Annotated in this window: 1 protein-coding gene; it reads right to left on the bottom strand. The window is 71.1% G+C overall.

Annotation, left to right across the window (positions count from 1 at the left end; translation table 11 throughout):
• The coding region (gene glnD / locus RT567_RS16450; RefSeq protein ID WP_313577272.1) for a [protein-PII] uridylyltransferase at positions 1-1,842 on the bottom strand (1,842 nt) is incomplete at both ends.

Below are 1,842 nucleotides of genomic sequence, written 5' to 3'. Positions count from 1 at the left end.
CGACCAGCGCCGGGTGATCGGCCAGGGGGTCTTCGCGCGTCACGGCGTCGCCCCTGAACAGGGACTCGGTCGCCTCGAACAGGGCGCGCATCAGCTGCCCCTTCCAGCCGTTCCACACCCCCGGCCCCACGGCGCGGATGTCGGCCACGGTCAGCACCATCAGCATCCGCAGCCGCTCGGGGTCGCCCACGGCCTCGGCGAAGGCGCGCACGGTCGAGGGGTCGGACACGTCGCGCTTTTGCGCATAGTCGCTCATCAGCAGGTGATGGCGCACCAGCCAGACCACCAGCTCGATCCGGCGCGGATCGACGCCCAGCCGCTCGCAGGCCCGGCGCGCAGCGATGGCGCCGTCCTCCAGCTGGCCCCGGTCGCCGCCCTTGCCCACGTCATGCAGCAGCATGGCCAGCATCAGGGCCTCGATATCGGCGATGCGCGGGACGATGGCGGTCGAAGCCGGATGGTCCGCCTCCAGCTTGCCGCGCGCGATGTCATTGATGATGCCGACCGCCTGCAGGGTGTGCTCGTCCACCGTATAGGCATGGTACATGTTGAACTGGGTCTGGCCGACGATCCGCCCCCACTCGGGCAGGAAGCGACCGAGGAAACCCGTCTCATTCATGATCGACAGGACGCGATAGGGCCGCTGGCCATGCGCCAGCACCGTCAGGAAGGCCTCGGCCGCGCGCGGATCGCGACGCAGGGCGGGCGTCACCAGCGTCAGCGAGCGGATCACGGCGGCGAAGGCGTCGGGGTGCAGGTCCAGGTCCAACCGATCCGCCTCGACGAACAGCAGCAGCAGGCGCACCGGATCGCGCGCGAAAATGTTCGGCCCGGTGACGGTCAGTCGCCCCTCCTCCACCGCCAGACCGTCGAAGGCCAGCTTGACCCGGCGGCGCCGGATCAGCCGCGACAGGCCGCGCGCCAGACCTTCGGCCTTCTTCTGCTGGCGCGCCTCCAACTGGGCCGAGACGGCGCGGGTCAGGGCGCCGACCTCGCGCGCTACCTGAAAATAGCGGCGCATGAAGCGCTCGACCGCCAGTTCGTCGCCGCGCCCGCGCCAGCCCATGCGCCGGGCGATCTCGGGCTGGACGTCGAAGGTCAGCTTCTCCTCGGCCCGCCCGGCGACCAGATGAAGCAGGATGCGCACCCGCCACAGGAAGCCGATCGCCTCGCGGAAGCTGCGCATCTCGCGGGCGGTCAGCAGCCCCTCCAGCGCCGCCTGCCCCCGCTCGCTGTCCGGGGCCAGGGAGCGGGCGATCCAGAACAGGGTGTTGAGGTCGCGAAGCCCGCCCTTGCCGTCCTTGACATTGGGCTCGACGCGATAGCGGACCGCGCCGGTCTTCTGAAGGCGCACGTCGCGCTCGGCCATCTTGGCGGCGATGAAGGAGCGCGGATCGGCGCGGGCGACGGCGGTCCGGAACCGCTTCAGCAGGCTTTCGCCCAGGGCCGCATCCCCCGCCAGCGCCCGCGCCTCCAACAAGGTCGTGCGCACCGTCATGTCGTCACGCGCCAGCGTCAGGGTCTCGCCAATGGAACGGAAGGCCGAGCCGACCTTCAGCCCCAGATCCCACAGGACGTAGTGGACGAACTCGACCACCGCCTGGGCGCGCGGGCTGATCGCCTGGCCGGGCCGCAGGAACAGCAGGTCGAGGTCAGAAAAGGGCGCCAGCACCCCGCGCCCATAGCCGCCGACCGCCAGCAAGGTCAGCCGCTCGTCCGGGGCCGGATGCACCTGTTCCGTCGCGAACCGCCACAGGGTGACCAGCAGGGCGTCGGCCGCCTCTGCATAAAGCCGCGCGGCCTCGGCCCCATCGGTCGCGCTCTCGACGCGGCGCACCGCGC

Source organism: Brevundimonas sp. (assembly GCF_032107865.1).
In the GTDB taxonomy this organism is placed as follows: domain Bacteria; phylum Pseudomonadota; class Alphaproteobacteria; order Caulobacterales; family Caulobacteraceae; genus Brevundimonas.
This window is presented reverse-complemented; position numbering and strand designations above follow the sequence as displayed.